A 26789-nucleotide genomic window follows, 5' to 3' on the forward strand; every position below is an offset into this window, starting at 1 on the left:
CCCGTCATTCGGCGGGCGTCCCCTTCGACTTCCTTGCCGACGATCTCTTGACTAGTTCGCGCAGCCATTTGCGATGATGCCGCCACGCCCAACCGCCCGTCACCGAACCGCGTGTCATTGCCCGTATAGTACCGCGTACCCAGAAGGCTGAATAGACATGAATGATCCAGACACAGATGATCACGACGGCCGCGATCGAGTGCGTCAAGACGGCCCATCGCTTCTGCTCGATCGTGGTATAGGCAAAGAAATACTGATCCCACATCACTAGGCCGGTGGCGATCAGTATGATGATGAGGACGGACATTGACCAGAAGACGCATTTCTGTCCGGCATTGTACTTGCCGACCTCGGGCGCCCGATCCTCTTGACCGGTCAAGACGTCGCGGCCGTGTGCGAGCCAGGCGCTATCGTCCCGTTTCCAGAGATTGAGCCTCCAGAAACGCAGGAACAGGCCGAGGAAGCTGAAGAAGAGAACGACGCCGATCCATGGATGCATGATGCGCGTCCAGAGACCGCCGCCAAAGAGAAGGCTCAGAAAGAAGAGGCTCGGATGGAACAGAGCCAGGCCAGAGAGCGCCAGGAGCACAAGGCTTGTCGCCGTGATCCAGTGATTGATTCTCGCGCCTCCGGAATAGCGGTCGACAATGACGGGCCTGCCGGGATGAACGTTGTCGCCCTTTGCGACATCATGGTTCGTATCCGACGTCATGAGGAATCACCCCCCGTCAGTCTTTCGGCCGCAGCTTCGTCCTCTTCGGAAACCCGATTGGGCCCGTTGACTATATAGTGCAGAAGACCGGCGACGGCCGCCACCCCCATGACCGCCAAGCCGGCATATTTCGTGACGCCCTTCCAGGTCTCGACGATCGGACTGATCCTTGGATTGTTGGGCAGGCCAGCATAGATCTCCGGCTTGTCGGCATGGTGCAGCACATACATGACATGCGTGCCGCCGACGCCCGGCGGATCGTAGAGCCCAGCGTTCTCAAATCCGCGGGATTTCAGATCGGTGATCCTGCCTTCCGCATGCTGTTTCATCTCCTCCTTGGTGCCGAAGACAATTGCCTGCGTCGGACAGGCCTTGGCACAAGCAGGCCCCTGGCCGACGGCGAGGCGGTCGGAACAGAGCGTGCATTTATAAGCCGTGTGGTCGACCCTCGATATGCGCGGGATATTGAACGGGCATCCCCTGATGCAATAGCCGCAGCCGATACAATTCTCGTGGACGAAATCCACAATGCCGTTCGAATATTGCACGATCGCGCCGGGAGCTGGACAGGCCTTGAGACAGCCGGGATCGGCGCAATGCATGCAGCCGTCCTTGCGGATGAGCCACTCCAAATTGCTCGTCTCCGGGTTTTCCCACTCGGTGAAGCGCATCAGCGTGAACATGTCCGGCGTCAGGTCGTGAGGGTTATCATGCACACCTCTATTGATCTCTATCTCCGGATGCGTGTCATTCCACTCGATGCAGGCCGATTGACAGGCCTTACAGCCGATGCATTTCGAGACATCGATCAGCTTCGCCACCTCTGTCTGACGCTCCGCGGGAGGCGTTACATTCGACGCCGACCGCCGTATCAGGTCCTGCTCGCCGAACTTCGGTTTTACAGGAGTAGTCACGGGATTTGGAACAGGAGGAAACATATCGTGGTCTCCTATGCCACCGGCCCTGCGATGGGCTCAATGTTGACCAGAAATGCCTTGAATTCCGGCGTCTGTACGTTCGCGTCACCGACAAAGGGCGTCAGCGAATTCGGACCGAAACCCTTTCTGGCCGCTCCGGTGAAGCCCCAATGCAACGGTATGCCCACGACATGAACAGGCTTGCCGTTGCAGATCAGCGGTTTGATCCGCTTGGTGACGACCGCCTTCGCCCTGATCGATCCGCGCTTGGACCAGACACGCACCCAGCCGCCCCGAGTAATCCCCTTTTCCGCTGCCAGTTCTTCGGAGATCTCGACGAAAAACTCAGGCTGCAGCACGGCGTTCACCCACACATGTTTCGTCCAATAATGGAAATGCTCGGTCAAGCGATAGGATGTCGCTGCATACGGGAATTCCGCCGAGGCGGGCTCGGCGAACTGCGCGAAATCATCATCGAATACCCGTGCAACCGGGTTACCACGAACCGCCGGGGCTATCAGATTGACAAGCGGCGATTCGAACGGCTCGTAATGGGCAGGAAACGGTCCATCACGCATCATTGTTCGGGCGAAAAGGCGAGAGACGCCTTCGGCATTCATGATGAACGGCCCGACCTCGCCTGGCTTCGCCGTCGGCGCTATGTCCGGCACGTCGTAGCCGGACCACTTGGCGCCATCCCATTCGATCAGCTTGCGGCTCGGATCCCACGCCTTTCCGTTCGGATCCGCCGAAGCCCGGTTATAGAGGATGCGGCGGTTGAGTGGCCAAGAGAACGTCCAATTGGGATAGACGCCGGTGTCGTCCGGATCCGACGTGTCACGGCGGGCCATGTTATTTCCGTTCTCATTGAAGCAACCGGAATAGATCCAGCACGCCGAAGAGGTCGAACCATCGTCTCGCAGGGCCGAGAAATTTGGCACCAGCTTGCCGGCTTCGGCCACCACCTTGCTCGGATCGGCGGTGTCGTGGACCGTTGTGATCGCCCGGCCATTGATCTCCTTGGCAAGCTCCTCCGCCGTCGGCTCACCCGGATCGGCATAGTTCCAATCCAGATTAACAATCGGATCCGGGAAGGTTCCGCCTTCCTTGCGATAGAGTTCCCTTAGCCGCGTAAAGATCTGCGCCATGATCCAGTTGTCGGTTTTTGCCTCACCGGGCGGAGTGCCGCCCGGCCAATGCCACTGCAGCCAGCGGCCGGAGTTGGTGAGCGAGCCCTCATCTTCGGCAAAGCAGGTCGAGGGCAACTGTATGACCTCAGTCTGGATCTGCGACGAATCGACATCGTTGAATTCGCCGTGGTTTTCCCAGAACCGCGAGGTCTCCGTGTCCAAGGGATCCATCGTGACAAGGAACTTGAGCTTTGAAAGAGAAACAGTCAGCTTCTGCCTGTTCGGAACGGCCATAAGTGGATTGAAACCCTGACAGATGTACCCGGTCATCTGGCCTTGGTTCATCACGTCGAAAGCGCGCAGAACATCGTAGTCGGGTACGTCCAGCTTGGGCAGCCAGTCATAGGCGAAATCGTTTTCCGGCGTCGCCGCCGGGCCCCACATCGCTTTCTGGAAACTGACGAAGAACTTTCGGTAGTTCTGCCAATAGCTCGTCTGATTGGGCCGCAGCGGCTTGTATCCGCGCGTCGACATATAGGTTTCGAAATCCACCTCCTTTTCCATGGGCAGCGTCATGTAGCCGGGAAGCAGGTTCGACATCAGCCCGATATCGGTGAGACCCTGGATGTTGGAATGACCGCGCAACGCGTTCATGCCGCCGCCGCGCACACCGATATTGCCGAGGATCAACTGCAACATTGCCATGGCGCGGATGTTCTGCGAACCCTTCGAATGCTGGGTCCAGCCGAGCGCATACATGGATGTCATCGTCTTGGTCGGCGACGAACATTCCGAGATCATCTGCGCCACCTTCAGGAACTTATCCTTCGGTGTGCCGCAGATGCGCTCGACCAGTTCCGGCGTAAAGACGGAGACATGCGCCTTCAGCAGGTTCCAAACGCAACGCGGATTGGCGAGCGTGTCGTCGACTTCGGCATAACCGTCTGCACCGATGACATAGTCCCAGGTCGACCTGTCGTAATCGCGCTTTGCCTCGTCATAGCCGGTAAACAGCCCGTCCTTGTATTCGAATCCGTCCTTGACGATGTAGCTGGCATTGGTGAACGCCTTGACATACTCCCACTGCACTTTGTTGTTCTGCATGCAGTAGCTGATCACGCCGAGCAGGAAGGCGATATCCGTGCCTTGGCGGATCGGTGCATAGTAATCCGCAACCGAGGCCGAGCGCGTGAAACGCGGATCGACGACAATCAGCCGTGCGCCGCGATTGGCCTTGGCTTCGGTGACCCATTTGAAGCCGCAGGGATGCGCTTCAGCGGCATTTCCACCCATGATGACAACGAGATCTGTATTCCTGATATCCGTCCAGGAATTGGTCATTGCGCCGCGGCCGAAAGTTGGAGCCAAACTGGCCACCGTTGGGCCGTGTCAGACACGCGCCTGATTATCGAACACCAGCATGCCCGTGCTGCGCACGACCTTGTAGGTTTCCCATGCAGTTTCGTTGGTCGTCGCGGAAGCGGCAAGGACACCGGTCGTAATCCAGCGGTTCACGGTCACGCCGTCACTATTCTTCTGGACGAAATGGGCGTCACGGTCGTCCTTCATCAGACGGGCGATGCGATCGAGCGCATCCTCCCAGGAAATCCGCTCGAATTTTTCCGATCCCGGCTTGCGGAGCATCGGATATTTGAGCCGCGTCTCGGCCTTTACGAAATTCAAGAGGGCGGCGCCCTTCGGACAGAGAGTACCGCGGTTTGTCGGATGGTCGGTGTCACCTTCGATATGGACGATCTCGGCCTTCTCGCCCTTCTTCAGATCACCCTTCGAATACATGATGATGCCGCATGCGACAGAGCAGTAAGGGCAGGTGTTTCGCGTTTCGGCTGTATTCACGAGCTTGAAAGGCCGGATCGCTGCAGCATATGCCGCTTCGGTTTCACCGAAGCCAAAAGCTCCCAGGGCCGTTCCCGCTAAACCCGCACCGGCAGCCCCTAGAAATTGGCGCCGCGAGAGTTCCATGTTCATAGCATGACACCTCCCTACAACCCGGCCATGCCCACCGGGCGTGCCGGGATATTCAGCCCGTAGCCAACAGACAATCGTCAGTTGGTATATAAGTAAATGTGAACCCACTCCATTTCGTTGTCAAACCGAACAGGAGCGCAAAGTCATGAATGCAACGGCAGACTTTAAAGGACGAGAGACGTCCCGCAGGTAGCAAAGCCCGCCAATTGCAAATTGACGTTCGCCTCTCGCCCGATGATAATAGTCACATGGGCTTGCTTGCCGCTCCCGAGTTTCGGGGCTTGGTGCAGAGGGCTACCGTATCATGCTGCCGGAGACGGCGGAGCGTTCTGGATTGTGTCCATTTAAATTCTCGCAAGCTTATAATTTCCTGCGGAACCGATTTCTCGAGCCGCCGCGATCGACGGCGGGAGCGCTGCGCATTTCCGAAGAACCTGCCCCCATGCTCAGCCGGCGATTTCGCCCGGTCGTCTTGCGGCGAATTAGGAGGTCACTATGGATAATCCCACCGCGACATCGCCCGTCCGTCTGACGGCACTTGCCCATGGTGGCGGCTGCGGCTGCAAGCTGGCGCCGTCAGTCCTGCGCCAATTGCTGGTCGACCAGCCTCTGCCCGGGCCATTTTCCCGGCTGCTGGTCGGAACGGAGACTGGCGACGATGCTGCTGTCTTTCAGCTCGATGGGGAAACCTGCGTGATCGCCACCACCGATTTCTTCATGCCTATGGTCGACGATGCCTTCGATCTCGGTCGGATCGCTGCGACAAACGCCATTTCGGACATCTATGCAATGGGTGGTAAGCCGATCATGGCCCTTGCCATTCTCGGCATGCCGATCGACAAGATGCCAATCGAAATGGTGCGGGAGATATTGAAAGGGGGCGGTGATATCTGCGCAAAGGCCGGCATTCCCGTTGCCGGGGGCCACTCGATCGATTCGCCGGAGCCGATCTACGGGCTGGCCGTGATCGGGACCTGCCCGGTTTCCGACCTACGGCGCAACAATGGCGCAAGAGCCGGCGATACGCTGATCCTGACAAAGGCGCTGGGCGTGGGAATCTATTCGGCCGCCGTCAAAAAAGACGCCTTGCCGGCGGGAGCCTACGCAGAACTCATCGCTTCGACCACTCTTCTAAACAGCATTGGTCCCGAACTCGCCAAGGATGCGGCTGTCCATGCCATGACAGACGTCACCGGTTTCGGAATTCTCGGCCATGCGCTCGAAGTGGCCCAGGGATCAGGAATGCGAATATCGCTGAGATGCCGCGATATTGCTCTTTTTGCCCATAGTGTCGAACTCGCGCAGCAGGGTTTTGTGACCGGCGCATCACATCGAAACTGGGCGAGCTACGGCATGAATGTTACTCTGCCCGGCGACCTTCCTCTGTGGTGGCGTCACATCCTTACCGACCCACAGACGTCGGGGGGCCTTCTCGTTTCATGTAGCCCGGCTCGGGCAATGGAATTGCTAGGAAGGATCAGCGCGGCGGGCTATCCGGCCGCCCGAATTGTCGGAGATGTCGAGCAAGGCAGTCCTGGATTGCGCGTCCTGGCCTGATTAAGGGGCCGGGGCGGCTCGTCATTTGGAGCGTCGGCAGTTTGATGCAGAAGAATTTGCTCGCCGACCCTGTCGTAAGCTTGATCTGACCTTCGCCGGGCTCGAAGCGGGATGCGGTCGGACGTTGGCACCATGGGCCTTGGCAATCGACTTCGCCGTTCTGGAAGACGTAGCGTCGTCCCGCTGATGTTCAGGATTCCACCCGATCTCTTGATCGGACCCTCAATCGGCGGCGGATGGGTTTCGCAAAGTTTGAGTTGACCGTTTTCGATGACGAGGCGACACTTGGACCCTGCAGCAAGTCAGGAGGAAAAACGATGGACGAGCCAGACCGCTGGCGCCATATGGCAAGCGCACCGAAAGACGGCAGTCGGATCCTCGTCACGATCCGCCCGTCTGAACAAGGGGCGGCAGAAGTTGACCTCGCCTATTGGTCGAAGGGCGATCAGTCCGGTGCAGAAGGCTGGCGCGCCTCTGATTCCTCGCCCGGCCGTATCGTAGAATATGCCGAGCCGGAATTGAAGTGCTGGATGCCGATGCCCTCGGCCAATCTCAGTCGCACTTCGATGCCCTCACCCTGGGAAGGTGACGACGCTCAGCAGCTCGACGGGTCAGGGATTTAAGAACTCGCGGCGCAATGTTGCGAAAGTTCAGTAAAGAGTTGCGTGAGCAGAAATCAAACACAGAGCCCCACCGCATGGGCAGCGTCCTTGCCTTAAAATCGGTGGCAAGGGCCCGCGACGGGAAGGGTCGAGTGTTTGGCCGTCATACCCTGCAATACAATTCCGATCAGTATCAACCGCTAAGCCGACACTTTCCAGCAATCACTCTGGAAAATCATCTCCATCGGCCTTCGTGAATAGGCGTACAGACCATGATCAACGTTGGTTGGGACAAGCGACAGCCGACAAGTCTCATCAACTGTCAACGCTGGCGAGCGCGATCGCATCCGCAACTTCCTCAAGTCGTTTAGAGAGATTGGCCGTCGCAACGCGTAAATGGCTGCTGGGCAGGATCGAAAATTTCGCACCGGGATGCACCGCAATGCCTCGCGCCGCGAGCGTTACCATTGCGAAGGGTTCTGAAGATACCGGTACCCAGGCACACAACCCCTCCCCGTGCCACGCTTCCACGCCGCGCTCACCCAGAGCTTCGATCAGAGCAGCCCTTCGTTCACGATAGGTCTGCCTGGCATGATCGAGGCACGCCGCCGTTGCCGGATCGCGCAGCAACCAGGCAGCCGCCGCTTGAAGAATTCGGCTCGTCCAACCGGCACTGAAGCTACGATAGGACTGGATCTGCTCGACGATCGCCCGCGAACTCGACAGCACCGCCAACCGGAGATCCGGCCCATGTGTCTTCGAGTAAGACAGAATATGGATGACGCGGTCGGGAAAGAGATGCCCCATCGAGTGGCGTGGCGCCGTCGAGATATCGCCAATGCCATCGTCTTCCACGATCAAGGTGTCCTTGTCCCGAAGGGTGTCGGCTATGCTCGACATGCGCGCCGGGCTTAGCCTCTGGCCGGTGACGGAATGTATGCGCGGCTGGAAGATAAATGCGACCGGACGATATCGCAGCGCCTCTTCCAGCGAGGACGGCAGTGGTCCCTCCTCATCGCATTTCACCGGAATGATGCGCGCACCGCGATCTTCCAGAATATCCAGAAGGCGCATGCCGGTCGGATCCTCGATCGCAACCGCCGCACCCGGCATGACCAGGGCATTGATCAGGGTGTAGACGGCATTGTAGCCGCCGTTGGTCGCAAGGAACGCCTCCGGCTCGTAAGGCCAAGTCTTCCTGACCTGCTCCTCTAGCTCCGGCAGGATGCGGCTGCGTTCGTAACTGTTGAGATTGTCTGCCGATGCTCCATAGGCCATCGCCGCTTCCAGCTTCGGCAGCAGTTTCACATCGGGAACCGCCGCCGTCAGGTTCAAAGCGTCGCTGCCATAATCACCGACGCTTGCAAGCCGCGCCGGCCTGGCGACAAAACGATCGCCGCTGACCCATGTGCCGTTCCTGCCGCGCCCACTGATGATCTTTTGTCGTCTGAGCTCGCTCCATGCTTCCGATAAGGTCGCCGGGCTCACTTTGAGCGCAAAGGCAAGGTCGCGGATCGGCGGCAGCTTGGTGCCGACCGGCAGCGCGCCGGCGCGGATCAGCGCGCTCGTTTCAAGCGCGATACCGCGGATCGTCCTATCGCTCAGTTTTTCGGCAAACCATTGCGCGTCCCGATCTTCGCTCATTCTTCGCACCATTTTTAATGTTCAATAACGTAATAACATTTGATCGAGAAATTTTGAACATTTACTCAATGGAAAAATAAGTCTTTCCGCGAGTGAATTTCATGCCCATTACTCTTCGCCTTGCCCTCCGTGACTGGGACTACATGACACCATTGGTCCTGGGAGACGTCTCTTCCCCGAAGCTCGAGATCAAGGTGGACCGGGTCGGCACACTGATCTCCCATGTTGGCAAGAGCGACGCTTACGATGCAGCGGAAACCTCCTTCAGCCGTTATACGCAGCTACGCATTGACGGCGATGACAGCGTGGTCGGCATACCGAACTTCATCATGCGCGGTTTCCGCCATCGCTGCGTCATCACCACAAAAGAGAGCCCCATCACGACCTTTGCTCAGCTCGCCGGCAAGCGTATCGGCGTCACAGGTTGGCGTGACTCCGGCAACACCTGGACGCGTGCGGCGCTCCGTCGGGAGGGCGTGGGTGTCGAGGATGCCATGTGGTATGCCGGTCGCCTGACCGAAGCGCATCCGATCGTTGACCGTCTCGACGGATTCGGCCGTCCCGGCCTTATCGAGGCGGCACCAGGCGAACGGCCGATGGTGGATCTGCTCAAAGAGGGTCAGCTCGACGCGATCTTTACGCCTTTCATGCCGGACGGTTATTTTGCCGGCGGTTCTGGCTTGCGCCAGGTCCTGTCAGATTTCCGCGCTGCCGAACATCGCTACTTTGCGGACGTGGGTTATGTACCGGGCATGCACCTGATCGGATTTAAAAAAGAATTCGTCGCCGAGCATCCGTGGGTCATCGCCGAACTGAGCAGCCTGATCGATCAATCGCAGCGCATCTGGCTCAGCAAGCGGCGAAAATATGCCGACACCACGCCCTTCATGCTCGACGAGCTACTGAAATCGGCATCCGAGCTGCCCGAAGGCTTTGATGCGAGCGGCTTTGTCGCCAATCGCAAGATGATTGCCGATTTCGCCAGCGAACTGCATGTGCAGGGCATCCTCCCGCGGCTTGTCAAACCGGAGGAACTCTTTCCGTTTGATACCGACGGCAGCCGGACGAGCCCGGCCTGATCAGCTACTAAAATTCAAAGGCGCAAATCAAAAAGGGGAATGAATATGTCGCTGAAGAAAATGACTTACGTTGTTGTGGCAGCCCTGATGATGTCGGGCACCGCCTTCGCGCAGGATGCGAGCCTGCCGAAACTCTCGGTCAACGCCGGTCTGCAGGCCAAGCTACCGGAAGCCATCCGCACCGCCGGCAAGATGATTTCCGTCAACAACGGCTCGTTTCCTCCCTATGAAATTGTCACCGGCACCAAGTTGACCGGAGCCAGCGCCGACCTGACCGACGCAATCGGCCAGGTGCTGGGTGTAAAGATCGAGCACGAAAGCGTCAGTGGCCTGCCGGCTATCCTCGCAGGCATTAATTCCGGCCGCTATCAGTTTGCCTTCGGTCCGATCGGAGATTTCAAGAGTCGCGAGGAGGCCAATGACTTCGTAGACTGGGTGCAGGAATATGTCGTCTTCGCCGTTCAGAAGGGTAATCCGAAGAGCATCACCTCGCTCGACACAGCTTGCGGCCAGCGCATTGCCGTGATGGCCGGCGGCTCGGCTGAAAAGGTGATTCAAGTTCAGGCCGAGAAATGCAAGACAGACGGCAAGGCCGCGATCGAGGTTCAGTCCTTCACCGACCAGCCGAGCTCGATCCTCGCCGTTCGCTCGAAGCGGTCCGACGCCTTCTTCTCTTCGCAAGCACCGCTCACCTATTTCGTGTCGCAGGCAAACGGCCAGCTCGAGCTCACCGGCGTCGGCCAGAAGAACGGCTTCGAAGATCTCTATCAGGGCGCCGTGGTGCCGAAAGGCTCACCGCTCGGTCCCATTCTGAAGGATGTCGTCAAGGTTCTGATGGACAATGGCACCTATGCCGCCATCATGAAAAAATGGGGCCTTGAGAGCAACATGATCAAGGAACCGGGTATCAATCTTGGCGGGACGTTGCCAAAATGAACAGGAATGCCGGAAACATCGCATCGCCAGATGGCGAGGCGCCAGAACGGGATGTGGCGAATGCCCACACTCCATTCCCGAAGGGCCGCATGGCGGCCTGGGTCATAACACTATTGATCGCGGCCTATTGCGCCTGGTCGGTCGCGCGCAACGAAAACTTTGGCTGGCATGTCGTCGCTCAATATTTCTTCGATCCAGTTGTCATCAGCGGCCTCTATGTCTCCCTCGGTTTGACCGTTGTTGCCATGGCCTTCGGCATCGCGCTCGGCCTGTTGCTGGCGATCGCCCGGCTGTCAAAGGATACGCTCGCAAGCTCTCTTGCCTCGCTCTACATTTGGTTCTTCCGCGGCACGCCGCTGCTGGTGCAACTGATCTTCTGGTACAATCTCTCGACGCTTTTCCCGACGCTTTCGATCGGCATCCCCTTCGGCCCGACATTCCTCAGCTGGGACACGAACTCGGTCATCAGCCCGATGACGGCGGCCATCGCTGGCCTGGCGCTCAATGAGGCGGCCTACATGGCGGAAATCATTCGCGGCGGCTTGCTCTCGGTAGACAGGGGCCAGTTCGAGACAGCAGAAGCCTTCGGCATGACGCGGATCCGTGCGCTGCGCCGCATCATCATTCCTCAAGCCATGCGCTCGATTGTTCCACCGACAGGCAACCAGCTCATCAGCATGATCAAGGCTACCTCGCTCGTCAGCGTCATCGCCATGGCCGATCTGCTCTACTCCGTGCAGTCGATCTACAACCGCACCTTCGAAGTCATCCCGATGCTGCTTGTCGCGGTCGTCTGGTACCTGCTGATCACCTCGGTGCTGAATATCGGCCAGAGTTACATCGAGCGCCACTATAGTCGGGCCGACCGCCGATCCGGCGCAACGAAGGCTGCAAAGGATAGCATGCCCGCGCTCGTGCCGGCACAGGAGGCGGGCCAGTGAACATAATCGTCAACATGCCGCCGCTGGTACAGGCGCGTAACGTCCACAAATCCTTCGAAAATCTCGAAGTATTGAAAGGCATCGACCTCGATGTGGCACCGGGCGAAGTGGTTGTCATCCTCGGCCCTTCCGGCTCCGGAAAATCGACCTTCCTGCGCTGCATCAATCATCTGGAATCGATCAACCGCGGATCGATCGAGGTGGATGGGGAGCAGATCGGCTACCGGTTAAACAAGGGGCGACTTGTCAAACTGTCCAACCATGCGATCGCACTGCAGCGCCGCAAGATCGGAATGGTATTCCAGCAGTTCAACCTCTACCCACATATGACTGCGCTGCAGAACGTCATCGAAGCACCGATCGGCATTCATGGCGAAAGCCGGAAGCAGGCGACGGAGAATGCGCTGGCGTTGCTCGACCGCGTCGGGCTTTCAGCCAAGGCTCACAACTACCCCCGGCAGCTCTCCGGCGGCCAACAGCAGCGCGTGGCGATTGCCAGAGCGCTGGCGATCAAGCCGAAACTCATGCTCTTCGACGAACCGACCTCTGCGCTCGATCCGGAGCTCGTCGGCGAGGTGCTTGCCACTATGCGCGACCTTGCCAAGCAGGGCCTGACGATGATCGTTGTCACCCACGAGATCGGCTTTGCCCGCGAGGCGGCCGACCGCGTTGTCTTCATGGACGGTGGCAAGATCGTTGAGCAAGGAAAGCCCGAGGATGTGATCGGCAATCCGCAGCATCCCCGCACCAGAAGCTTCCTGTCGCGCTTCATCTAGCGCGTCAGCATCATCATCTGCGGCCCCGTACACTCTATAGAACCTTTGGAATTGCCATGACCCTCGATAACGATTTCGCCCACCTATCGGACTTCGAACCGATGAGGGCCGAACTGTCAAGCATCCGCCAGCATCTCCATGCCAATCCCGAGCTTTCTTTTGAAGAGGCGGAAACTGCGCTATTCGTGGCCGAGAAGCTGGAGGCCTGGGGCTATGATGTGACGCGCAATGTCGGCGGCCATGGCGTTGTCGCCCGTCTGACGGTTGGAGCCGGCAAGAAGAGCATCGCGATCCGCGCCGACATGGACGCCCTGCCGATAAGCGAACAGACCGGCCGCCCCTACGCGAGCAGAGTTCCCGGCAAGATGCATGCCTGCGGTCATGACGGGCATACCACCATGTTGTTGGGTGCGGCCGAGTATCTGGCACGCACGCGCCGCTTCAATGGGACTGTCAATCTCATTTTCCAGCCTGCCGAGGAGGCAGGCGCGATGAGCGGCGCGCAGGCGATGGTCAAGGACGGCCTGTTCGAGCGTTTCCCCTTTGATGTCATTTTCGGCCTGCACAATCATCCCGGCGCGCCGGAAGGCACGTGGCTATTGCGCTCCGGCCCACTGATGGCGGCAGCCGATACGGTAGAGATCACGATCACCGGCAAAGGGGGCCACGCGTCGCGCCCGCATCTGACCATCGATCCCGTCGTCGTCGCCTGCAATCTTGTTGTCATGCTGCAATCCGTCGTCTCCCGCAGCATCGATCCGACCCAGACGGCGGTCGTGACCGTCGGCTCCATCCATTCCGGTGAGGCGGCCAACGTCATTCCCGAAAGCGCGAGGATGCTGCTGAGCGTCCGATCCTTCGATGCGAGGGTGCGCGAGCAGCTCGAGGCTCGCATCCGCAAGCTGGCCGTCTCGGTGGCCGAAGGCTATGGCGCAAGCGTCGAAATCGACTATGCCCATGGCCATCCGGTCGTCGTCAACTCGGAGAAAGAAACGGAATTCGCGCGCATGGTTGCCGAAGAACTCGTCGGCGCTGACAAGGTCACCACCTGCGGCCTGATCCCTGGCAGCGAGGACTTTTCCCATTACCTGGAGCACAGGCCCGGCAGTTTCCTGCGGCTCGGCAACGGCATCGATTCCGCGATCCTGCACAGCGCCAAATATGACTTCGCCGACGAAAGCCTCACTGTCGGCGCCGCCATGTGGGCGCGATTAACCGAGCGCTATCTCGACGCAGATTAGCACGTTTCGCGCGCCTTGATGGCGCTTGCAGCAACAGTTTCTTTGTCCCTCCAAGGAGGAGGCAAGGAAGCTGAGTGACTGAAAGGTGTTCCTCCGCGAATTCTGAAATTCCGCATATGTCATAGGCAGCATCGACTTGTTGACGCTTGCAAGCCAATCACCGCGAGATGATGTTGCAGATCAGAATCTTGACGCAAATCAATTCGCGTCCTCATAGGTCGGATATACTTTTTATTGTTTTGGCGCTTAGTGCGCAGAGCTCGAATGGGGGTATATTATGATCAGATCATCTCAAATTGCGCCCATTGTTATTACGTTCTTCCTTAACCTAGCGATTCCGGTCTACGCCAGCGGCCTGACCGTCGTTAAGGCGGAGCTGTGGAACAAACCAGATGGTTCGCAGGGCGTCACATTAAGCACCGATCACGTCAAACCGGGCAAAGTTCAGTTCCAAGTAAAGAATGTGTCGACCGACGAAGATCACGAACTTCTGCTCGTCAAGACAGACCTTGCCCCAGCGGATTTTCCGACTGACGCAAGCGGTGCTCGTGTCGATGAAGACAAGTTCAAGGGTCTTAAAGAACTCGGTGATGTGCATCCGGGCAAGTCGCGCAATACCACCTTGACCCTCAGTCCCGGCAAATACGTGCTGTTCTGTAACGAACAGGGGCACTTTAATGCGGGAATGTACATTGCGTTGACGGTCGAACCTTAGGCTCAATGCGACAATCTCAAAGCGGAATTCGCCGCTCTGGGGTCATGTCCTGCCGCTGCTTCTGCCGTCTGCCGTCATCCGGCTGGCTCTCGACCTTTCAGCCATCATCCTGGCGGCCGCCGGGCTCGGTTTCCTCAGTCTCGGCGTTCGACCACCAACCGCCGAATGAGATTCTATGGTCTCAGAAGGCACGCAGGTGATCTCCGATCAATGGTGGGCGCCTGCCGCGCCGGGTTTTGCCATCCTGATTGCGTCCTTTGGCTTCAACGTCCTCTCGGACGGATTGCGCGATATTCTAGATGCGCGCCATGGCTGAACCGTTGCTTTGCAGTCGAGGATTTGTCGATCTCCTTCCCGTCAGAGGATGGCATGGCTCGCGTCGTCGACAGCCGCCTTACCTAGCTGTTCGTTCGGATTGCGTTCATGTGTAGTTGATATAGTGACGCGAAATGAATGAACGATACTTGCAGAAAGGCCGAGGCTCCCACTCAAATGGCCTTTCATTCGTCAGGCGGGTTCTGACGAAGGAGATTATGATGGACTATGATGAGAATTCGAAAGTTGAGCGGCGGCGGTATGTGCGAAAGGCCGTTCTGATGATCTTTGCTTGCGCCGCTCTCGCAGCCGTTGGAGCATGGCTTGTCCAGCCGGGCGCAGCCTCGGCCAAGCAGCGTCTAGCTTCTCCAGATTCAAACGCATCGACCGTCTCTCCCTAGGGGTCTCCCAAGGCTAGCGGCTATTCAAGGTAACCGCTGCTTCCTCAATACCAACCCATCAATTTGCGTTGTTGTTCGAAGAAGCTAGAGAGGCACTCGGTTCGATTGCCCATGTGTCAGGCAGATTTGCGCATATGATCCAAATCAACGCTACTACGGTGGCAAGACCTATCCAGGTCTCCCATGATTGCTGACGAAACGGCAATGGCCAACGCGATCGAGAGATTTTTGAATCGTATGGCATCCGTCACCCCCTATTCAACGCAAAGGCCATCCGCATCGAGGCAGTTGCCTTTGTCGACGCCACGATAGTGTCCTCCGCCCTTGCCCACGCGACTCCATCAGAGTACGTCCGCCGAATTTGAATTGTCTAGTACCCATATCGACAATATCTAGTAACAACATTAGAGGCGACCGGCGGGCATTTCAATTTAAGCGGACTGGGTAGTAAATATTTCTGCGAACGCGCGTCATGGCGAAGGCTGGGCTGCGCGGCCGCCCTAAAGCCATGCTCTCGAAGGCGCTCGGCCGTATTTTCTCATCATTTGAGTAATTCTAGGAAAAGCGCGAAGCGGTTTTGCGTCCGGAAATGCGTAAAAGCAAAGAGAATAGCGGCAAGGCTGTTCTGTGAAAGGCTGAACCGCTCTATTGTCGGCGACGTGGCGCTCCCTGATCTGATCGGCGATGCGAACGGAGGGCCTGCCTTAGGCGCGACACCCGATACCCTCCCTTTTAAAACACTAGCTCAGCCTGGCACCATCCGACTTTCGGAAAATATGGACCTTGTCCGGACTTGCAGTCAAGGTCAATCGCTCTGTGCCGCCTGCCTGCAAGCGCTCACGCAATGCCACGGCAACCGGTCGATCGTTCACTTTTCCATAGACATGCGTCTCGGCGCCTGTTGGCTCGATCGCGTCGACGTCAAAGGGAAGACCGGTGTCGCTCCCTGCCTCGGCAAGCTGCCAATGCTCCGGGCGAATGCCGACCACAACCGGCTGGCCTTCTGTAACATTGATCGCCTCGGAAACGCGAACCTGCGATGCGCCAATTCGGGCAACGGACCGTCCACCTTCCCGTTCTATTGTCCCATCCAGCAAGTTCATCGACGGGGAACCGATGAAGGTCGCCACGAAGAGATTGGCGGGTCGATCGTATAGGTCAAGCGGAGAACCGACCTGTTCGATCCGGCCCTTGTTGAGGATGACTATGCGGTCCGACATCGTCATGGCTTCCATCTGATCATGCGTCACGTAAATTGAGGTCGTGGCAAGCCTGCGCTGCAATGCCCGGATCTCGACGCGCATCTGCACACGCAGCTTGGCATCAAGGTTCGACAGCGGCTCGTCGAACAGGAAGACCTTCGGCCGGCGCACAATGGCCCGGCCCATGGCGACGCGCTGACGCTGGCCGCCCGAGAGCGCCTTCGGCAGGCGGTCGAGATAAGGCGTGAGGTTTAGCATCTCGGCGACGTCACTCACCGCTTTGCGTATCTCAGCCTTGTCGACTTTGCGCAGACGCAAGCTAAAGCCCATGTTCTCGGCCACGGACAGATGAGGGTAAAGCGCGTAGTTCTGAAAGACCATGGCCATGTCGCGGTCTTTCGGCTCGACGTCATTGATGACCGAGCCGTTGAGCGCGATGGTACCGTCCGTAATGTCCTCCAGACCAGCTATCATCCGCAAGAGGGTTGACTTACCGCAACCGGACTCGCCGATCAGCGAAACAAATTCACCGTCTTCGATCCTCAAGTCGAGGCCGTGAATGACTTCGACGTTGCCGTATTTCTTCTTCAGGCCGGATATCGCCAGGTTTGCCATTGCATATTCCAGTTTTGCGAAAAGGGAGGACCGCCGTTGGCGGTCCTGAGGTGCTAGGACAGCACGACCACCTTGGTCAGGTGGCGGGGTGTCGTCGTATCGATCTTCTTGGATTGAGCAATCCTCTCCCCGAAAATCTGCAGGGACGGCAGGATTTCCGGGATACGCGCCAACTGCTTGCCAACCAGCGGTATCGAAATGTCGCCGGGGCCGCCGAGGCCGATCACCTTGCCGCCCTTGACCTGGATTTCGCGGGCAAGCTTCGCCTCTTCTTCGAGCCAATCTTCGCTATAGAGCAGAACCACCAGCGAGCCTTCGTCGACCAAGCTGATCGGACCGTGCCGATATTCCATCGGATGAAAGGTCTGCGCATAGCTGATGCTCATCTCCTGCAACTTCAAAGCACCCTCTGAGGCAATGCCGTATAGAGCGCCCGCACCGAGATAGACAAAGTGTCGGCGGCCGGCGATGACTGAGGCGTCGACATCGTCGAGGACCGATAGAGGGGTCTCAGCCGCCTTGGCGATGGCGTTGTCCAGCGCGACGCCTGCCAGTCGCAGACCGGCAATCAGCATCAGACTGGCTGAGCATGTCATCACGACACCCTCCTGCGGATGCGTTGGCAGATAGACGGTCTCGTTAGCGGCGCGGGCGATAGAACTATCCTTCTCACAGGTGATCGCGATCGTCGTGAGCCCGGCAGCCCGGCTAGCCTCGACAGCCTGAACCGTTTCCGTGGATTCGCCGCTGCGCGACAGGGCAACGACAATAATGCCCTTGCGGTCGGCGATATAGCTTGATGGGCGGCGCGCCCACTCGCCACCCGGTACGGCAAGGGCATTGCGACCGTTGACATTGAAGGCCGAGGCGATCGTCTGGGCGAGATAATAGGATGTGCCACAACCGACGACGACAACACGCTGCGCGTCAATCGCCGGTATGCCGGCTTCGAGCGCCCCTTGCCACAAAGGGAATTGTTCCTTGATGACGCGTTCGGTTACATTCATTGCGGTATTCCTTGCTGTGTGAGTGGAGGATTACTTGGTCGCGCCCGCCATGAGGCCGCTGACCAGAAAGCGGTTGAGAAACAGGACCACGAGGACCGGTGGTATGATCGCGACGATGCCTGCCGCGTTGATGAGGCCGTAGTCTACGTAATTGCGGCTCACGAATTCTGGGATCAGCACCGTCAGCGGCTTGGTTGCCAGCGTCGGCGAAAACACCAGAGGCACCAGGAACTGGCCCCATGCATTGAGGAAGGTAATGATGGCCGCGGCGATCAGGCCGGGAGCGGCGAGCGGCATGACGATACGAACGAGCGTGTAGACCTTGCCGGCACCGTCGAGCCAGGCCGCCTCCTCGAGCGATAAAGGCATGGCCTGATACACGCTGCGCATCAGCCACAATGCCAAGGGCAGAAAGGCGGAAACATAGATCAGGGTGACACCGAGATAGGTGTCGACCAGCTTGATCGCGATCATGATCCGATAGAGCGGGATCATCACCGTGTAGGCAGGGATCGCGAGAGTGGCAACGACCACGACGAAGATCGCATCGCGGCCCGGAAATCGAAGGCGCACAAATGCATATGCGCTGAAGGCCGCAATCACGACCGTGAGGATCGTCGCTCCCACCGATGTAATCACGCTGTTGATCAGGGCTTGCGAAAATTGCGGCCAGACGGATTGCACCTCATTGCCCTGCGAAACGCTGGAGCTGCCCACAAGCTTTGCATAATGCTCGAAGGTCAGGTGGGCAGGCCAGACTTGCGGCTTGGCCGAAACGAGATCGGTCGGCGGCGTCAAGCTGGTGACGATGGACCAGTAGATCGGACCCAGCGACCAGATGAGAAGAAGGACGACAGCGAGCGTCAGACCGATTTTTCCGCCAATGCGCTTCGTGTTGCGGGACAGCATCAGTCGAACCTCGTTTCGCGGTAGACTTTCAGGACATAGACAAGCGAGATCAGGAGCGAGGCGAGCATGGCAAGCAGCGACAACGCCATGCCCAGCGAGAACTTCATGTTCTGGAACGCGAACATGTAGGTCTGGATGATCACGGTACGCGTATCGAGGCTTGCGCCACTCAATATCCACGCTTCGTCGAATAGGTTGAAGGCGAAAACGGTCGACTGGCTGAGCGCGATTGCGAGGCCGCTGGCGATCAGCGGCATCGTGATGAGCCGAAAACATTTGAAGGCGCCGGCGCCGTCGAGCTTGGCGGCCTGGTAGAGGTCCTCCGGGATGCTCTGGAGGGCGGCAAGCAGGATCACCGCCGTCAGCGGCATCATGCGCCAGACATGGACGATCGTCACGAGGAAGAGCGCCACGTATCGATTGTTGAAGAACACCACCGGAGCGGAGATCAGTCCAACCGATTGCAAGATGCCGTTCAGCAGGCCATAGCTCGGATTGTAGATCCATAGCCAGACGACGGCATTGACGACGGGCGGTAGACACCATGGCAAAACGACTGCAGCCAGAAGCCATCGGCGCCCATAGCTGATCCTGTTCAGCAAAAGTGCAGTGCCAAGCCCTCCAAGCGTTTCCAGAATAACGGCCATTACCACGTAGTAGAATGTGTTGATCCAGGACTGACGCACCGCCGGATCCCGAAACAGGTCGACATAATTGCCAAGACCGACAAAAGGGGTGCCCGGATGCATCGGGTTGATCCGATAGACGCTGTCGATCATCGTCGACAACAGCGGCACGACCACCAAACCTCCCATGATGACGATCACGGGAATGACGAAGGCCAGCCCCAGTTCGACCTCGCCGCGACGGCGGCGAGATCCTTGTTGTGACGACGACGCGATCATAACCTTAGCTCCGCCGGCTCAGTCCTGGGACGCCGACTGGGCTGCCGCGGCGATCTGCTGGATTGCCTGGTCGACGGTCAACTGGCCCTTGGCAGCCTGATTGATGGCGGCCGCGACAGCGGAGGAGAATTCCGGATACCAGCCAGGCGTGCCCTGCGCAAAGACAGGCTCGACGGTTGCAGCCTGCTTGAGCAGGACGTCGCCGTCCTTGAGCGCGCCCTGCTCGTTCAGCGCCTTCAGGACACTGAGACGCGGCGGCATGTTGCCGAGCGCCTTGTAGCCGGCAATTTCCGTTTCGGGCTCCAACATGAAGTTGATGAAGGCGGCGGCAGCCTTGGCGTTTCCGGCGGCTGCCGGGATGCCGATCGCTTCGGGCAGACCGATCGTGCGCGTGGAGCCCGTCGTCGACGGCATCAGCGCTGCGGCGACGTCATTGGAGATCTGCGACTTCGACGGGTCCGCATAGACCGACAGGTTGCCAGCCCATCCGGCAACGTCGAAGCTGATTTTTCCGCTCTTGAAGAGCTCCTGAACTTCGACGTCCTTGAGGCCCGTCATCGACGGATCGATCAGGCCGTCTTTCACTGCCTGGATCTCAAAGCTGAGCGCCTTGTAGCCGGCCGAGTTGGGATCCACGAAAAGCGGTTTGAAATCCTTGTCGAAGAGATCGCCTCCGAATGCCTTAGTAAGAAGATACCATGCCGTCGACGTGCCTTCGGTCGCCGATAGCGGCAGACCGATCGGATAATCGGCGATCTTGGCGTCCTTGATGGCCTTGGCGTCTTTCAGCAGTTCATCCGGCGTCGTCGGCGCGGTATTGATGCCGGCCTTGGAAAGCTGCGCCTTGTTGTAGATCAGGACGCGAAAGTCGTTGCTGTAAGGGACCGCCAGCAATTTGCCGTCATAGGTAAAAATCTTCGCGGTCGGCGCATCTGCCACCGCGCTGGCGTCGACTGCTCCGTCGAGCGGCTGGTACCACTTGGAAGCGCCGAACTGACCGACCCAGGACCAGTCGACCTCCGTCGCGTCGCCCGGTGCCGCGTTGGCGACAGTCGAGGTCACGATCTTGGTATGGATGTCATCCCAGCCGAGCGTCTGCGCGTTGAGGACGATGCCGGTCTTGGCCGTGAAGCCGTCCGTCATCTCCTTCGGGAGCGTGCCCCACGGCGGAAGAAGGACCGTAAGGTGCTGGCCGGCAAGAGGCTTGGCGTCTTCGGCCATCGCGCCCACGGGAACGGCGAACTGCAAAAGCGCGGCACTCGCCATCAGTACGGTTAGATATCTCTTCATTTGTATTCCCCTTTCATTGCATTGTTGATTGAAGAACCTGTTGCAGTGATCTCTTGAGCTGGCTGATGAAGGCCGCATCGGTCCTCCAGCCGGCAAGCTGCGCCGCGCGCAAAACCGCGCCGCCGACGGGCGGCAAAACCGGCTCGCACGCGTCACTTCCGACCCGACGTCTGACGCCATCTAGAATGACCGGATTGGCAAAAACGCCACCGGCGTAGCTCCATGGCTGTCGCCCGCCGTCGGGTGTCGAGACCAGGCGCTCCGCCGCAAGCACATGAGCAGCAAGATGATCGCAAGCGCGCTCCAGCAGACCTTGTGCAGTCAAGCACCCGGACGCGGCGAGCGCGGCTGTGATTTTTGCGACACCGGCGATCGCCGCGCGCTGATTGTTGAGGCAATAGACCCAATCGATCAGGCGGTCGGAGGTGATCGAAAGTCCATCCAGGATCCCCTGTGCAAACTCGCCGGCGTTGGTTAGCCGACCGTCCAGTGCCTGGCTTGCGATCGACAGGCTCTCGCGGCCGATCCAGCAGGCACTGCCTTCGTCTCCGAAAGCATCGCCATAGCCGCCGATCCGGTAATGACGGTCGCCCAGCCCGTTGCGGCTTGCCCAGGCCATGGAGCCGGTGCCGGCAAGGACCAGGACGCCGCCCCCTGTCGCGAAGGCGCCGTCGAACGCAATGCGCACGTCGTTTTCGACGATGACCTTCGTCGTTGGAAGCAGCGCTGCCGCTGCTTGCTTCTGTCGGCGCGTGAAATCTTCAATCTCGTCATGGAAGGACAGGCCGAAGGCGGCTGCGACCGGCGCCTCACGCCCCTGCGTCGCCTCCCCACTTGACGGGCCAGCCGAGCCGGCCATTCGTCACTTGCTGTCGGGTCGAGACTGGCGCCGGAACTGACGGCGAGCACCGCACCCGTCTCTTGCGCAAGCGCGATCAGCGTCTTGGTGCCACCGCTATCCAGGCCAAGGACGTAGCTCATCGGCGTTCGCTTTCGCGATAGGACGCTTCGATGACTGTGGACCCGAGATTGTTCATGCGCGCTCGCCATTCGACCGGCAGCTTGTGATCGGTAAACAGCTTCAACTCACTATTGATCGGGGCGACGCGATAGGTCAGCCGGTGTCCGAACTTGGAGGAGTCGACAAGCAATGCCTTCTTCGCCGATCGCGCCAGCATCAGTTCGTTGATCCGCGCTTCGTGTTCGTCGAGGCTATAGAGGCATGCATCGTCGGCAATTGCGCCGGCGCCGAGAAAAAGCTGATCGAACCAGAGCCTTCCCAACGCGCTTTCAGCGATTGGCCCCACCATGGACGCGTTTTCAGGACGCAGCTGACCGCCGATCAGCGTGATGCGGAGATCGCTGACATCCATCAACACCTGTGCGACGGTGACGCAATTGGTGAAGATTGACAGCGGAATTGGATCGAGCCTAAGGCGCCGAGCAAGTTGCAGCACAGTCGTGCCGGCATCGAGAAAGACGGTGCTCTTCGGCACCAACTCCTCGAACGCGGCGTCCGCGATCGCGCGCTTGGCGGCTAAATTCTTCTGCTCGCGCAATTCGAAGGCGACTTCGGTTCCTGCCGTGTCGGCAATGCGTGCGCCGCCGTGGGTACGCACGATCACCCCTTCTGCCTCAAGCGCAAGAAGATCGCGCCTGACCGTCGGCAAAGACGCCCCGACAGCATCGGCAATCGCCTGGATATGGCTAAATCCGTGACTGTAAAGATGCTGCCTGATCGCAGACAGCCGATCATCCTTCATGAGCGCCCTCCTTCCCGGTTGATCGCTACCTTCTTTCCGATAACGATCAATGTCAATCTAAAAAGTGATTGAATGTGATCGTAATATCGCATATGGGTGATTTATATCGATCTTATCTACTGTGATCCGCTCGGAGGACAATGAATGGCTCAACAGAACCCGCTCCAGGACATCGCGCATTGGAATGCGCGCGAAGCCGGCTTCAGGGGCATTCCCTCGATCTGCTCCGCCCACCCGCTCGTCATCCAGGCGGCGATGCTGCGCGCATTGAAGACGGACGCACCGCTGCTGATCGAGGCGACATGCAATCAGGTCAATCAGGATGGCGGCTACACCGGTATGCGGCCATGCGACTTTCGCCGCTTCGTTGAGGAGATGGCCGCTCGCACAGGCTTCCCGACGGATCGTATCATCCTCGGCGGCGACCATCTTGGTCCCAACCCCTGGCGGTCACTTGACGCTGACGAAGCCATGGAAAAGGCCGAGCAGATGGTCAGGGCCTACGCCGCGGCTGGATTTACCAAACTGCACCTGGATACAAGCATGGGGTGTCAGGGCGAGCCGATTGCCCTGTCAGACCAGCTCACTGCTACCCGCGCCGCTCGGCTCGCCGCCGCCGCCGAAGACGCCGTCAGGGGCACGGACGCTTGTCGGCCCGTTTACGTGATCGGAACCGAGGTGCCGATCCCAGGCGGTGCGATGGAAGAACTCTCAATTCTCGAGGTGACAAAACCGGACGCTGCAATCCGCACCGTCGAAATCCATGCCGGCGCTTTCGAGGCGGCCAGCGCCGGCGAAGCCTTCAACCGGGTCATAGGTCTTGTCGTTCAGCCGGGCGTCGAGTTCGGCAATCACAATGTCATCGATTATGTCCCAGAAAACGCGGAGGGGCTCAGCGCAAGCCGTGGCCGGATACCCGGGATCGTCTTCGAAGCACACTCGACGGATTACCAGTCGCGCCAAGCCTTGCGCCGCCTGGTCGCCGATGGCTACGCGATCCTCAAGGTCGGGCCGGGTCTTACCTTTGCTTTGCGCGAAGCGCTCTATGGGCTCGACCAGATCGCGACGTTCCTTTATCCGCAGGCACGCAAGCAGGCGTTGCAAACTGTCGCTGAAGACCTGATGCTGAAGCAGCCGAAGGATTGGGAAAAATATTATGAAGGGAGTGCCGCTGACCAGCATCTTCAGCGCCACTTTTCCTACAGTGATCGGATCCGCTACTACTGGCCACACGACCAGCTGACAGCGGCGGTCGATGAGCTCTTAGATTTGCTTGGCGATGCCGTCATTCCGGAGACCTTGATCAGCCAGCATCTTGCCAGGATTTATCCTCGCATCCGCTCAGGCTCAGTGGCGCCGAAGGCGCAGGCGATCGTGATCGCAGCGATTGATCTCGTTCTCGAGGATTATTTCGAAGCGTGCCGCAGTTAACCGAAGCGGAACGGCCGCCCGGCAAGCAGAGCGAGCGAACGGGTGACCTTCGTAGTTATCAATCGGCGCAACCGGCAGACATCCAGGACGCATGATCAGTGAGGCTAGGACGAGGTGCAACTGGTCGCTCTGGCTTGCTCGGATCCGCCCGAGGGCTGCACCCGGTGCACGTTGACGCTTCTGGCCAACGCGCTGCTGGAAGTGGTCGAACATGAAAGTATCTCATGCGAAACCATCCGCCGCAGACTGGACGACAACGACCTGAAGCCGTGGCAGAGGAAAATGTGGTGCATCGCCAAGATAGATGGCGAATATATCGCCAGGATGGAGGATCTTCTCGACCTCTACGCTGAGCCACACGATCCTAAGCGCCCTGTTGTCTGCTTCGACGAAAGTCCGATCCGGCTTATCGGCGAAATGCGCGTGCCTATCGTCCAGAAACCGGGGAAGCGATACCGTTACGATTCTGAATACAAGCGCAATGGCACGGCCAAGCTCTTCGTTATGGTCGATGCCAATAGGTCGTAACGAGGACTTTGCGGTCTGCATGTGCGACCTCGTCGATATTCATTATCCCGGTGCCGACCGGGTCCGTGTACCTATCGACCCACACGGCCTCTGCTATTTATCAGACGTTCCCAGCCGTCGAGGCACGTCGGATTTTGCGACGTCTTGAATTCCACTACACGCCCCGCCACGCGCGTTGGCTCAATATGGCCGAAATCGAGATCGGCGTTATGCGCCGACAATGTCTTGACCGCCGCAACCGCAACCTGCTCGAAAGTGAGGTTCAGGCATGGGAGCGTCGTCGAACCGATAGCGGTGCCCAAATCCGATGGATGTTCTCAATCGATCAAGCGTGCAAAAAATGGCCAAGTCTTATCCGACACCGGCGAGTCAGAATCTCGGTGACGGGACACTAGAAGGATGAGACGCTTTGGCACGTCCATCTCTCAGGGCTTTCGTTATCGATGAACGGCGCCCACTCGGTAAAGTATTCAAGTTCGCTCATGATTGCGTCGTTGCCTTCGGGAACGAACTGAAGATCGACACCGGTATCGCAAATTGCCTGTCTCCAAATGCTAGGACTTGATCCCCGGTGTAGATCACCAAGCCTAAGAAGTCCCATTTGGCAGCAGGGCCGCTCTTGAAGACATCGAAGTTATCGAAGTCGGCACGGGTGACGGTCGAGGAGGCTTTCATTTCGAATCCCACGACGAGGTTACCGCTTTCCGCCACGACATCGACTTCCCGTCCTCTCCGGTCTCGCCAGTGGTAGAGACGCCATTCATCGCGCTGCAAGGAGATACATTTCAGCAACTCAGTAAATACGTAGGTTTTGAAAAGTGCACCTAAAGGGGTCTGATCTTTCCCGAGCGCGAAATCGCCTGCCGCCAATCCACGCAAGGCAGCAGTGATTCCCGTATCGATCAGGTGGCACTTTGCTTGCTTGATATCACGGCCCGCCTCGCCGGACGTCCAGGCCGGTAATCTGATGACAAGCGACAGACGTTCCAGGATATCTACATATTCTCCTACGACCTGCCTTGTCAGGCCGACCTTGTCGCCGAGATCGGTCATGTTCGGTTCGTTTCCGGTTCTGACGGCAAGTTGATTTATCAACCGGCGCATCGAATCCGGGAGTCTTATTTTCATGACGTCCGCGACATCCCGGTCTACGATGGTGTCGATGTACTCTCTGTATCTGCGTTGACGAGAGCGTTCCGATAAATGCCGGATTTCGGGATATCCGCCGCGAATGATGCGGTCGATGACCTCGATCTTCGATATGCTCCTGCAGGGAGGCAACGCATTCAGTTCACCACTCTCCTTTGCCCAGTCCAGTATCAAGCATGGACCGGCATCGTCGATCTCCGCCGAGCTTAGGGGCAGCATCTTGAGCGTCTGAACTCTGCCTGCAAGAGAATTGAGCACATCTGCGGAAACGAAAACATTCGAGGAGCCAGTCAGGAGGAATTGGCCCATTCTGCGATCCGCGTCGACAACGCGCTTTATTGTGAGTGCAATCTTCTTTGAGCGCTGGACTTCATCAATGATGATAGGCTCGCCGTTCGCGGACATGATTAAGATTTGCATCTGGCCTTGCGGGTCGGCTTCAATCGCAGCAAGAACATTTTCATCGTCGAACGACACGAAATGGCCGTTTCCCAGCATACCACGCACAAGGGTCGTCTTGCCGATTTGCCGTGGGCCGATCAGGTTGACAATCCGCGCGCTTTCAAGTGCAAGATCCAACTCCGACTTTATGTGTCGCTCATATAATATGTCGACCATGGCAATTTCCTGAACAGGACAAAAATGCAATATTAATCAGAATGATAGCCTCTTTGTTGTTTGGACGGAGTGTTAATCGCAGGTTTAACAGAATGTCAATTTAAATTTGGCAAAACGTTAATTAGGTGTTTGGCGAAATGTTAAATAGTACTATGATAAAACGTTAATTTATAAGTCGACAGAATGCAAACTTCCGTTCCAGGACTGCTATGTGTCACCAGCATCGTGGCGCGGGCATCATCGCCCGATTTAAAAGCCTGCAAGTTCACGCTGAACTGCGATTTTCGGGTACCTCTTCAGAGCGATGTTGTTGGCGTCATTGAACCGCGCCGGGTTTGCCGGAGGCTCCAACTCGTGAGAAAGTGGAGCCGATATGAGCAAGACGACCAACAAATTTTCACCTGAAGTTCGTGACCG

At 58.2% G+C, this 26789-nt stretch carries 22 protein-coding genes and 1 pseudogene; 11 read left to right on the forward strand and 12 right to left on the reverse strand.

Annotation, left to right across the window (positions count from 1 at the left end; all coding sequences use genetic code 11):
* Window positions 1–4 precede the first annotated feature (4 nt).
* From PY650_RS29175 to fdnG, 3 genes are read right to left on the reverse strand one after another with little or no spacing between them, the layout of a single operon-like run.
* On the reverse strand, window positions 5–712 hold the full coding sequence (locus PY650_RS29175) for a formate dehydrogenase subunit gamma (protein ID WP_285883227.1): 708 nt from the start codon (window positions 710–712) through the stop codon (window positions 5–7).
* Complete coding sequence (fdxH, locus tag PY650_RS29180; protein WP_285883228.1) at window positions 709–1650, reverse strand: formate dehydrogenase subunit beta; 942 nt, start codon at window positions 1648–1650, stop codon at window positions 709–711. The genes PY650_RS29175 and fdxH overlap by 4 nt, the downstream gene beginning before the upstream one ends.
* Before the next feature lie 11 nt (window positions 1651–1661).
* Window positions 1662–4748 (reverse strand): formate dehydrogenase-N subunit alpha, encoded by a 3087-nt coding sequence (gene fdnG, locus PY650_RS29185; RefSeq protein WP_285883229.1) that lies wholly within the window; start codon window positions 4746–4748, stop codon window positions 1662–1664.
* Between the two features lie 495 nt (window positions 4749–5243).
* On the opposite strand from fdnG, the gene selD reads away from it, so the two are divergent.
* Window positions 5244–6305, forward strand: coding sequence for a selenide, water dikinase SelD (gene selD, locus PY650_RS29190; RefSeq protein ID WP_285883230.1), 1062 nt, complete (start codon window positions 5244–5246; stop codon window positions 6303–6305).
* Between the two features lie 317 nt (window positions 6306–6622).
* A complete protein-coding gene (locus PY650_RS29195; protein ID WP_285883231.1) occupies window positions 6623–6928 on the forward strand; it encodes a hypothetical protein in 306 nt (101 codons plus the stop codon).
* A 294-nt stretch (window positions 6929–7222) separates the two neighbouring features.
* Here the strand turns inward: PY650_RS29195 and PY650_RS29200 are convergent, their stop codons facing one another.
* Entirely contained in the window at window positions 7223–8551 is a 1329-nt protein-coding gene (locus PY650_RS29200; protein ID WP_285883232.1) for an aminotransferase-like domain-containing protein, read from the reverse strand.
* 101 nt (window positions 8552–8652) lie between these two features.
* Between PY650_RS29200 and PY650_RS29205 the strand changes: the two genes are divergently transcribed.
* The 7 genes from PY650_RS29205 to PY650_RS37210 all read left to right on the forward strand — a co-directional run bounded on the left by PY650_RS29205 (window position 8653) and on the right by PY650_RS37210 (window position 14555).
* Entirely contained in the window at window positions 8653–9630 is a 978-nt protein-coding gene (locus PY650_RS29205) for a substrate-binding domain-containing protein (RefSeq protein WP_285883233.1), read from the forward strand.
* A gap of 45 nt (window positions 9631–9675) precedes the next feature.
* Entirely contained in the window at window positions 9676–10566 is an 891-nt protein-coding gene (locus tag PY650_RS29210) for an ABC transporter substrate-binding protein (protein WP_285883234.1), read from the forward strand.
* Window positions 10563–11507, forward strand: coding sequence for an amino acid ABC transporter permease (locus tag PY650_RS29215; protein ID WP_285883235.1), 945 nt, complete (start codon window positions 10563–10565; stop codon window positions 11505–11507). Before PY650_RS29210 ends, PY650_RS29215 begins: the two co-directional genes overlap by 4 nt.
* A 14-nt stretch (window positions 11508–11521) precedes the next feature.
* Window positions 11522–12283 (forward strand): amino acid ABC transporter ATP-binding protein, encoded by a 762-nt coding sequence (locus tag PY650_RS29220; protein WP_285883248.1) that lies wholly within the window; start codon window positions 11522–11524, stop codon window positions 12281–12283.
* A 56-nt stretch (window positions 12284–12339) separates the two neighbouring features.
* Complete coding sequence (locus PY650_RS29225) at window positions 12340–13524, forward strand: M20 aminoacylase family protein (protein WP_285883236.1); 1185 nt, start codon at window positions 12340–12342, stop codon at window positions 13522–13524.
* A gap of 277 nt (window positions 13525–13801) precedes the next feature.
* Entirely contained in the window at window positions 13802–14239 is a 438-nt protein-coding gene (locus PY650_RS29230) for a plastocyanin/azurin family copper-binding protein (RefSeq protein WP_285883237.1), read from the forward strand.
* Between the two features lie 175 nt (window positions 14240–14414).
* A complete protein-coding gene (locus PY650_RS37210; RefSeq protein ID WP_349644523.1) occupies window positions 14415–14555 on the forward strand; it encodes a hypothetical protein in 141 nt (46 codons plus the stop codon).
* A gap of 1140 nt (window positions 14556–15695) precedes the next feature.
* Here the strand turns inward: PY650_RS37210 and PY650_RS29240 are convergent.
* The 7 genes from PY650_RS29240 to PY650_RS29270 form a co-directional block, all read right to left on the reverse strand.
* Complete coding sequence (locus PY650_RS29240; protein WP_285883238.1) at window positions 15696–16772, reverse strand: ABC transporter ATP-binding protein; 1077 nt, start codon at window positions 16770–16772, stop codon at window positions 15696–15698.
* Between the two features lie 53 nt (window positions 16773–16825).
* Window positions 16826–17779 carry an SIS domain-containing protein gene (locus PY650_RS29245; protein ID WP_285883239.1) on the reverse strand — a complete coding sequence of 318 codons (954 nt, stop codon included), beginning with the start codon at window positions 17777–17779 and terminating at the stop codon, window positions 16826–16828.
* A 30-nt stretch (window positions 17780–17809) separates the two neighbouring features.
* A complete protein-coding gene (locus PY650_RS29250; protein WP_432761597.1) occupies window positions 17810–18652 on the reverse strand; it encodes a carbohydrate ABC transporter permease in 843 nt (280 codons plus the stop codon).
* Window positions 18653–18687: 35 nt separating this feature from the next.
* Window positions 18688–19593 carry a carbohydrate ABC transporter permease gene (locus tag PY650_RS29255; RefSeq protein ID WP_285883241.1) on the reverse strand — a complete coding sequence of 302 codons (906 nt, stop codon included), beginning with the start codon at window positions 19591–19593 and terminating at the stop codon, window positions 18688–18690.
* A gap of 18 nt (window positions 19594–19611) precedes the next feature.
* Window positions 19612–20883 (reverse strand): ABC transporter substrate-binding protein, encoded by a 1272-nt coding sequence (locus PY650_RS29260; RefSeq protein WP_285883242.1) that lies wholly within the window; start codon window positions 20881–20883, stop codon window positions 19612–19614.
* 13 nt (window positions 20884–20896) lie between these two features.
* Complete coding sequence (locus PY650_RS29265) at window positions 20897–21742, reverse strand: N-acetylglucosamine kinase (protein ID WP_285883243.1); 846 nt, start codon at window positions 21740–21742, stop codon at window positions 20897–20899.
* 118 nt (window positions 21743–21860) lie between these two features.
* Window positions 21861–22646, reverse strand: a complete 786-nt coding sequence (locus PY650_RS29270) for a DeoR/GlpR family DNA-binding transcription regulator (protein WP_285883244.1) — start codon at window positions 22644–22646, stop codon at window positions 21861–21863.
* A 144-nt stretch (window positions 22647–22790) separates the two neighbouring features.
* Between PY650_RS29270 and PY650_RS29275 the strand changes: the two genes are divergently transcribed.
* Together PY650_RS29275 and PY650_RS29280 are read left to right on the forward strand one after the other, a co-directional pair.
* Window positions 22791–24077: a D-tagatose-bisphosphate aldolase, class II, non-catalytic subunit gene (locus PY650_RS29275; protein ID WP_285883245.1), complete on the forward strand. Its 1287-nt coding sequence runs from the start codon at window positions 22791–22793 to the stop codon at window positions 24075–24077.
* Window positions 24078–24185: 108 nt separating this feature from the next.
* Window positions 24186–25008 (forward strand): annotated as a pseudogene (locus PY650_RS29280) (IS630 family transposase); the annotation flags it as partial.
* A 77-nt stretch (window positions 25009–25085) separates the two neighbouring features.
* On the opposite strand, the gene PY650_RS29285 reads toward PY650_RS29280, so the two are convergent.
* Window positions 25086–26372 (reverse strand): ATP-binding protein, encoded by a 1287-nt coding sequence (locus tag PY650_RS29285; RefSeq protein ID WP_285883246.1) that lies wholly within the window; start codon window positions 26370–26372, stop codon window positions 25086–25088.
* Window positions 26373–26789: the final 417 nt, after the last annotated feature.

The sequence above is a fragment of the Martinezella calliandrae genome, assembly GCF_030272695.1.
In the GTDB taxonomy this organism is placed as follows: Bacteria; Pseudomonadota; Alphaproteobacteria; order Rhizobiales; family Rhizobiaceae; genus Rhizobium; species Rhizobium calliandrae.

Bases quoted from the DNA above. Each gene is read 5' to 3' on its own strand.
- PY650_RS29210 (WP_285883234.1), top strand. From the start codon at position 9,676: ATGTCGCTGAAGAAAATGACTTACGTTGTTGTGGCAGCCCTGATGATG.
- PY650_RS29270 (WP_285883244.1), bottom strand. From the start codon at position 22,646: ATGAAGGATGATCGGCTGTCTGCGATCAGGCAGCATCTTTACAGTCAC.
- PY650_RS29200 (WP_285883232.1), bottom strand. From the start codon at position 8,551: ATGAGCGAAGATCGGGACGCGCAATGGTTTGCCGAAAAACTGAGCGAT.
- PY650_RS29265 (WP_285883243.1), bottom strand. From the start codon at position 21,742: ATGGCCGGCTCGGCTGGCCCGTCAAGTGGGGAGGCGACGCAGGGGCGT.
- fdxH (WP_285883228.1), bottom strand. From the start codon at position 1,650: ATGTTTCCTCCTGTTCCAAATCCCGTGACTACTCCTGTAAAACCGAAG.
- PY650_RS29220 (WP_285883248.1), top strand. From the start codon at position 11,522: ATGCCGCCGCTGGTACAGGCGCGTAACGTCCACAAATCCTTCGAAAAT.
- selD (WP_285883230.1), top strand. From the start codon at position 5,244: ATGGATAATCCCACCGCGACATCGCCCGTCCGTCTGACGGCACTTGCC.
- PY650_RS29175 (WP_285883227.1), bottom strand. From the start codon at position 712: ATGACGTCGGATACGAACCATGATGTCGCAAAGGGCGACAACGTTCAT.
- PY650_RS29230 (WP_285883237.1), top strand. From the start codon at position 13,802: ATGATCAGATCATCTCAAATTGCGCCCATTGTTATTACGTTCTTCCTT.
- PY650_RS29285 (WP_285883246.1), bottom strand. From the start codon at position 26,372: ATGGTCGACATATTATATGAGCGACACATAAAGTCGGAGTTGGATCTT.
- PY650_RS29205 (WP_285883233.1), top strand. From the start codon at position 8,653: ATGCCCATTACTCTTCGCCTTGCCCTCCGTGACTGGGACTACATGACA.
- PY650_RS37210 (WP_349644523.1), top strand. From the start codon at position 14,415: ATGGTCTCAGAAGGCACGCAGGTGATCTCCGATCAATGGTGGGCGCCT.
- PY650_RS29275 (WP_285883245.1), top strand. From the start codon at position 22,791: ATGGCTCAACAGAACCCGCTCCAGGACATCGCGCATTGGAATGCGCGC.
- PY650_RS29245 (WP_285883239.1), bottom strand. From the start codon at position 17,779: ATGAATGTAACCGAACGCGTCATCAAGGAACAATTCCCTTTGTGGCAA.
- PY650_RS29255 (WP_285883241.1), bottom strand. From the start codon at position 19,593: ATGATCGCGTCGTCGTCACAACAAGGATCTCGCCGCCGTCGCGGCGAG.
- PY650_RS29195 (WP_285883231.1), top strand. From the start codon at position 6,623: ATGGACGAGCCAGACCGCTGGCGCCATATGGCAAGCGCACCGAAAGAC.
- PY650_RS29225 (WP_285883236.1), top strand. From the start codon at position 12,340: ATGACCCTCGATAACGATTTCGCCCACCTATCGGACTTCGAACCGATG.
- PY650_RS29240 (WP_285883238.1), bottom strand. From the start codon at position 16,772: ATGGCAAACCTGGCGATATCCGGCCTGAAGAAGAAATACGGCAACGTC.
- PY650_RS29260 (WP_285883242.1), bottom strand. From the start codon at position 20,883: ATGAAGAGATATCTAACCGTACTGATGGCGAGTGCCGCGCTTTTGCAG.
- PY650_RS29215 (WP_285883235.1), top strand. From the start codon at position 10,563: ATGAACAGGAATGCCGGAAACATCGCATCGCCAGATGGCGAGGCGCCA.